7 protein-coding genes are annotated in these 6493 nt (G+C 70.5%); 4 read left to right on the top strand and 3 right to left on the bottom strand.

The window, feature by feature from the left end:
* Window positions 1-473 (top strand): dihydropteroate synthase (locus EYA84_RS06015; RefSeq protein ID WP_161594914.1); only part of this gene is annotated, 473 nt, incomplete at its 5' end.
* Between the two features lie 6 nt (window positions 474-479).
* Here EYA84_RS06015 and EYA84_RS06010 read toward each other — a convergent pair.
* Window positions 480-857 (bottom strand): NADH-quinone oxidoreductase subunit A, encoded by a 378-nt coding sequence (locus EYA84_RS06010; protein WP_131052015.1) that lies wholly within the window; start codon window positions 855-857, stop codon window positions 480-482.
* Between the two features lie 328 nt (window positions 858-1185).
* Here EYA84_RS06010 and EYA84_RS06005 point away from each other — a divergent pair, with 328 nt between their 5' ends.
* Together EYA84_RS06005 and EYA84_RS06000 are read left to right on the top strand one after the other, a co-directional pair.
* Window positions 1186-3033, top strand: coding sequence for a 2-oxoacid:acceptor oxidoreductase subunit alpha (locus EYA84_RS06005; RefSeq protein WP_131052014.1), 1848 nt, complete (start codon window positions 1186-1188; stop codon window positions 3031-3033).
* The gene (locus EYA84_RS06000) at window positions 3026-4060 is read left to right on the top strand and encodes a 2-oxoacid:ferredoxin oxidoreductase subunit beta (RefSeq protein ID WP_131052013.1); all 1035 of its coding nucleotides are present in this window, start codon (window positions 3026-3028) and stop codon (window positions 4058-4060) included. Before EYA84_RS06005 ends, EYA84_RS06000 begins: the two co-directional genes overlap by 8 nt.
* 68 nt (window positions 4061-4128) lie before the next feature.
* On the opposite strand, the gene EYA84_RS05995 is transcribed toward EYA84_RS06000, so the two are convergent.
* Window positions 4129-4770, bottom strand: coding sequence for an FMN-dependent NADH-azoreductase (locus EYA84_RS05995; protein WP_131052012.1), 642 nt, complete (start codon window positions 4768-4770; stop codon window positions 4129-4131).
* A gap of 84 nt (window positions 4771-4854) precedes the next feature.
* On the opposite strand from EYA84_RS05995, the gene EYA84_RS05990 reads away from it, so the two are divergent.
* Window positions 4855-5337, top strand: a complete 483-nt coding sequence (locus EYA84_RS05990; protein ID WP_131052011.1) for a MarR family winged helix-turn-helix transcriptional regulator — start codon at window positions 4855-4857, stop codon at window positions 5335-5337.
* A gap of 13 nt (window positions 5338-5350) precedes the next feature.
* On the opposite strand, the gene EYA84_RS05985 is transcribed toward EYA84_RS05990, so the two are convergent.
* A complete protein-coding gene (locus tag EYA84_RS05985; protein WP_131052010.1) occupies window positions 5351-6364 on the bottom strand; it encodes a TrkA family potassium uptake protein in 1014 nt (337 codons plus the stop codon).
* Between the last annotated feature and the right edge of the window lie 129 nt (window positions 6365-6493).

The following is a 6493-nucleotide window of genomic DNA, read 5'->3' as shown; positions in this document are numbered from 1 at the left end:
CGACCGGGGCCGGGCTGGTCTGCTCGCACGCCGGTGGGTTGAGTCCGCGGACCAGGCCGCACCGGGCGGCCTTCGACGACGTGGTGGTCGACGTCGTGTCGACGGTGACCGGGCTCGCCGAGCGGGCGGTGTCCCTCGGGGTACGCCCCGACGGCATCCTGATCGACCCGGCGCACGACTTCGGCAAGAACACCCGGCACTCGTTGGAGATCACCCGACGGCTCGGTGAGCTGGCCGAGACCGGGTGGCCGCTGCTGGTGGCCCTGTCGAACAAGGACTTCGTCGGCGAGACGCTGGACCTGCCGGTCGCCGAGCGGCTGGAGGGGACGCTCGCCGCCACGGCGGTCTCCGCCTGGCTGGGTGCCCGGGTATTCCGGGCCCACCAGATCCTTCAGACCCGCCGCGTACTCGACATGGTGGCGTCCATCCGGGGTACCCGCCCGCCCACGCTCACCCGGCGTGGGCTGGCCTGACCGCGATCAGGTCCAGTCGAGGATCCGGCGACGCCAGGCGTAGAGCAGGCCGAGCGCGAGGACGGCCACGAAGATCGCCATCTCCACGACCGTGACCAGGCCGAAGCCGGGCCGGTCGAAGACCACCGCCCAGGGGAAGAGGAACACCGCCTCGACCGCGAAGAGCACGTACAGGTAGGCGTAGACGTAGTACCGGATCTGCATCTGCGCCCAGTCGCCGCCGACCGGGTCGACACCGCACTCGTAGTTGGCCCGTTTGCCGGGCGGGTCCGCCGGGCGGGCCGGGCGCAGCACCCGGTTGGCCGAGAAGGCGACGACGAGGAAGAGGACGCCGGCGAGCAGCAACAGCCCGAGCGTCGCGTACGAGCCCAGGTAACCGGTCACGATCGGTCAGCCTACCGGCGGGAGGCGTCGGCGGGCCGGGTCAATCCCTGGTGGTCCGCCCGGATTGGGCGGTGATCTGGATTACGGCGTGCCGGGCGAAACCCCCCAAGGGGTCGCATAAACCCCCACATTCCAGTCCCAGTCGGCGGACCTCCGGGGCAGGCGGGGCCTCGATCCGACGTAGGCTCTGGGTGAGGAATGACAGGCGGGCCGGACCTTCGCGGACGGCCGGTGCAGCGGCGCGTCAAGGAGGTCTCGTGGCCGGGCAAGGCGAGGTCACCATCCCACTCAGCCGAGCGGGCCACGCACGACGGAGCGGGGTACGGCCGTGAGCAAGCAGATCCGCCAACTGGAGCGGGTGGTCATCCGGTTCGCCGGCGACTCCGGCGACGGCATGCAGCTGACCGGTGACCGGTTCACCTCGGAGACCGCGCAGTTGGGCAACGACATCTCCACGCTGCCCAACTTCCCGGCCGAGATCCGGGCACCCGCCGGCACCCTGCCGGGCGTGTCGAGCTTCCAGGTGCACTTCGCCGAGTACGACATCCTCACGCCCGGCGACGCGCCGAACGTGCTGGTGGCGATGAACCCGGCGGCGCTCAAGGCCAACCTCGCCGACCTGCCGCGCGGGGCCGACATCATCGTCAACACCGACGAGTTCACCAAGCGCAACCTGGCCAAGGTCGGGTACGCCAGCAGCCCGCTCGACGACGACAGCCTCGACGCGTACGCGGTGCACCCGGTGGCGTTGACCTCGATGACGATCGGCGCGCTGGCCGATCAGGACGTGTCCAAGAAGGACGCCGAGCGGGCCAAGAACATGTTCGCTCTCGGGCTGCTGAGCTGGATGTACTCCCGCCCGTACTCCTCGACGCTGCGGTTCCTGGAGCGCAAGTTCGCCAAGCGCCCCGAACTGGTCGCCGCCAACATCGCCGCCTTCAAGGCGGGCTGGAACTTCGGCGAGACCACCGAGGACTTCGCCGTCCGGTACGAGGTCAAGCCGGCCAAGATGCCGTCCGGGACGTACCGCAACATCACCGGCAACGCCGCGCTCTCGCTCGGTCTCGTCGCCGCCGGGGTCCGCTCCGGCCTGCCGGTGTTCCTCGGGGCGTATCCGATCACCCCGGCCTCGGACATCCTGCACGAGCTGAGCAAGCACAAGCGGTTCGGCGTCACCACCATGCAGGCCGAGGACGAGATCGCGGCGATCGGCGCGGCGCTGGGCGCCTCGTACGGCGGCGCGCTCGGGGTGACCACCACCAGCGGTCCCGGTGTCGCGCTGAAGGGCGAGACGATCTCGCTCGCGGTGGCACTGGAGCTGCCGCTGGTCATCGTCGACGTGCAGCGGGCCGGGCCGTCCACCGGTATGCCGACCAAGACCGAGCAGGCCGACCTGAACATGGCGTTGTTCGGACGCCACGGCGAGGCGCCGGTCGCGGTGATCGCGCCGAAGTCCCCGTCGGACTGCTTCCACGCGGCACTGGAGGCGGCGCGGATCGCGTTGACCTACCGCACGCCGGTGATCCTGTTGTCGGACAACTACGTCGCCAACGGCTCCGAGCCGTGGCTGCTGCCCGAGGTGGATTCCCTGCCCGACCTGCGGGTCGAGTTCGCCACCGCGCCGAACGGTGAGGACGGCACCACCTTCCTGCCCTACCTCCGCGATCCGCAGACGCTGGCCCGCCCGTGGGCGGTGCCCGGCACCCCGGGCCTGGAGCACCGGATCGGTGGGCTGGAGAAGGCCGACAAGACCGGCGACATCTCGTACGACCCGACGAACCACGACTTCATGGTGCGGACCCGGGCGGCGCGGATCGAGACCATCCCGGTGCCGGACGTCGAGGTCGAGGACCCGGACGGCGACGCCCGGGTGCTGGTGCTCGGTTGGGGCTCCACGTACGGCCCGATCGGTGCCGCCTGCCGCGCGCTGCGTCAGCGCGGGCTGCCGGTGGCCCAGGCGCACCTGCGCCACCTCGCGCCGATGCCGGCGAACCTGGGCACGGTGCTCGGCGCGTACGACCGGGTGGTCATCCCCGAGATGAATCTCGGCCAGCTCGCCCACGTGATCCGGGCCCGCTACCTGGTCGACGCGATCGGCTACAACCAGGTCCGCGGCCTGCCGTTCACCGCCGCCGAGCTGGAGTCGATGCTGGAAGAGGTCCTGAAGAATGTCTGAGCCCGTCGCGCTGAAGCTCACCGCCAAGGACTTCAAGTCCGACCAGGAGGTGCGCTGGTGCCCCGGCTGCGGTGACTACGCGATCCTCGCGGCCGTCCAGCAGTTCATGCCGGAGCTGAACATCCCCCGGGAGAACATCGTCTTCGTCTCGGGCATCGGCTGCTCGTCGCGCTTCCCGTACTACATGAACACCTACGGGATGCACTCGATCCACGGGCGCGCCCCGGCGATCGCCAGTGGCCTGTCGGTCTCCCGTCCGGACCTGTCGGTCTGGGTGGTCACCGGTGACGGTGACGCGCTCTCCATCGGCGGCAACCACCTGATCCACGCGCTGCGCCGCAACGTCAACCTCAAGATCCTGCTGTTCAACAACCGGATCTACGGTCTGACCAAGGGGCAGTACTCGCCGACCTCCGAGGTCGGCAAGATCACGAAGTCGACGCCGGTCGGGTCGGCGGACGCGCCGTTCAACCCGCTGTCGCTGGCGCTCGGCGCGGAGGCGACCTTCGTCGGCCGCACCATCGACTCGGACCGCAAGCACCTCCAGTCGGTGCTGCGGGCTGCGGCCGAGCACGAGGGTTCGGCCTTCGTGGAGATCTACCAGAACTGCAACATCTTCAACGACGGCGCGTTCGAGCAGCTCAAGGACCCGGGCGTCCGGGACGACCACCTGATCCGGCTGGAGCACGGTCAGCCGATCACGTTCGGCAAGGACGGGCAGTTCTGCGTGGTGCACCCGCCGCGCGGCTTCGGCCTGGAGGTCCGCGAGACGGCGTCCACCCCGGCGGAGGACATCGTGGTGCACGACGCCACGGTCGACGACCCGGCGTACGCCTTCGCGCTGTCCCGGCTTCCCGGCTTCGACCTGCGCAACACCCCGATCGGGGTGTTCCGGTCGGTGCGCCGGCCGTCGTACGACAGCGTGGTCCAGGCGCAACTGGACGAGGCCCGTGCCTCGGTCACCGAGACTCCGGAGCAGCAGCTCGCCGGCCTGCTGGGCAGCGGCGACACCTGGACGATCCTCTGACCCACCGCTTCAGTCGAAACTGCCGGGCCGCTCCCTGAGGGGGCGGCCCGGCAGTTTTCCGTACCAGGTCAGACCGTGGCCGGTACCCAGAGCTCGTCGATGCTCCGCTGCGCCACCGCGAGGCTCTCCTCGTGCAGCGGGATCAGCTCGGACATGGCCGGGACGCTGGACGCCAGGGTCAGCTCGCAGCCGATGAACCTCGGCTCCAGGCCGGTCATCGACAGGCCGTGCGGCAGCCAGGGCGCGGCGTGGTCCCAGCCCTCGCGCGGGGTGCCGGAGCCGTAGCCGCCGCCCCGGGAGGCCAGCACGATGAACTCCCGGCCGCCGAGCAGCCCGGCGCCGGTGGCCGGATCGTACGACAGGCCGGGCGCGATCAGCAGGTCCACCCAGCTCTTCACGCTGCTCGGCGCGCCGTAGTTGTAGAGCGGCAGGCCGAGCAGCACGGTGTCGGCGGCCTGCACCTCGGCGACCACCTGCTCGGTCAGCTCCCAGATCCGGTGCTGCTCCGGGGTGCGCTGGTCGGGCGGCGTGTGCCGGGCCGTCTCGGTGGCCTCGTCGAGGTGCGGCAGCGGCTCCTTGCCGAGGTTGCGATAGGTGATCGTGCCGCCGGGATGCGCGGCCTGCCACGCGGCGGCGGCGCGGGCGGTGAGCCGGCGGCTGACCGACTGCTCTCCCCGGATGCTCGAGTCGATGTGCAACAGGTGCGGCATTGGCTAACCCCTCACAGATGGTTTGTGTAGCACCAACTATTTATAGCAGGCCAATGTTTCGCCGTGGGGGGTAAACTCGGTCACATGACTGCCGGGCCGGCCGAGCACAGGGAGCGCCGTTCCGGCGCCCTGCTCGAATTCCTGGCCCGCCGGATGCGGCTGCGCTCGGAGTCGGTGCTGGCACCGCTCGGTCTGCGCCCCCGGCACCTGGTCGCGCTCACCGTGCTGCGGGAGGCCGGCGAGATGAGTCAGCAGGCGTTGGCGGGCAGCCTGCAACTCGACGGCACGAACGTGGTGGGGCTGCTCAACGACCTGGAGACGGCGGAGCTCGTCGAGCGTCGCCGCTCCCCCGAGGACCGTCGTCGACACGTGGTCAGCCTCACCGAGCACGGGACCAGGCGGCTCAACGAGGCCGAGTGCGCCCTGGCCGGAGCCGAGGACGACGTGCTCGCCGCACTCGACCCCGCCGAGCGGGACACGCTCTACGACCTGCTGCGGCGGGCCAGCAGCGGCGGGCCGGCGACCTGCACGGAGGCCATCCGGGACAACCCCGACGTCCTCTGCTGACCCGGGTCGGCGATCAGGGCAGGGTGTTGGCGGTGGGACGGTCGTCGCGTACGTGGACCAGCATGTCGCCGGTCTCCACCACCGCACCCGCCTGGTCGGCCAGGGTGACCACCTTGCCGCGCCGCACCAGGGCGATCACCAGGGACTCCAGTTCGCGCGGGTTCCGGCCCACCTCGTTGCGCTCCGCCGACCGCATGGCCAGCGCCATCCCCTGACCGGGCGTCAGCAGGTCCTCGACCACGTCGATCAACGGTGGCGCGGAGGTCGACAGGCCCAGCAGACGCCCGGCGGTCGCCGACGAGACGATGACGTGGTGCGCCCCGCTCTGCTTGAGCAGCGGCGCGTTCTCCGCCTCCCGCGCGGCGGCGATGATCCGGACCTGACCGGCGGTGAGCTGCCGTACGGTCAGGGCCACCAGCACCGAGGCGTCGTCGCTGTCGGTCGCGATGATCACCGCCTTGGCGGTCCGCACATGCGCCTGGTTGAGCACCGAGGATCGGGTGGCGGAGCCCTCGATGGCGACCAGCCCGTTCGTGGTGGCCTGCCGCAGCGCCGCGCCGTTGCGTTCCACCACGACGATCCGGGACTTCTCGAACCCGTTCTCCAGCAGCGCCGAGACCGCACTACGGCCCTTGGTGCCGTAGCCGCAGATGATGACGTGATCCTTCACTTTTCTCTCCCACCGGTGCAGGCGGCGGCCGGTCCGGTACTGCTCGGTCAGGACTTCGAGGGTGGTGCCGACCAGGATGATCAGGAACAGCACCCGAGCCGGCGTGATGAACAGGACGTTGATCAGCCGCGCCGAGTCGCTGACAGGGGTGATGTCGCCGTACCCGGTGGTGGAGAGCGAGACGACCACGTAGTAGAAGCAGTCGAGGAGCGTGATGCCGTCCTCGTTGACGTCCCGGTACCCGTCGCGGTCGAGGTAGACCACCGTCACCACGGCGAGCACCAGTCCGACGGCGGCGGCCAGCCGCATACTCAACGCGCTGAGCGGGCCCCGCCGCTGCGCGGGAAAGTGGATCACCGCGGGGCCTGGCCAGACTCGGTCGACTGCACGCCCACAAGATAGCCCCTGCCCGCCGATTCGCACGGCGGGGTGGCGCAGCGAGGGGCGGCGCGGCGGGCGGCGGCCCGGCATGATGGGAACGGTCAG

Origin of the sequence: Verrucosispora sp. SN26_14.1 (assembly GCF_004307965.1) — a bacterium.
Classification (GTDB): Bacteria; Actinomycetota; Actinomycetes; order Mycobacteriales; family Micromonosporaceae; genus Micromonospora.
Note: the sequence above shows the minus strand (reverse complement) of the source record. Positions and strands in the feature narration are given on the sequence as shown.

Excerpts from the sequence above, each read along its gene's own strand:
- EYA84_RS06000 (WP_131052013.1), top strand. The coding sequence starts at position 3,026 with ATGTCTGAGCCCGTCGCGCTGAAGCTCACCGCCAAGGACTTCAAGTCC.
- EYA84_RS05995 (WP_131052012.1), bottom strand. The coding sequence starts at position 4,770 with ATGCCGCACCTGTTGCACATCGACTCGAGCATCCGGGGAGAGCAGTCG.
- EYA84_RS05990 (WP_131052011.1), top strand. The coding sequence starts at position 4,855 with ATGACTGCCGGGCCGGCCGAGCACAGGGAGCGCCGTTCCGGCGCCCTG.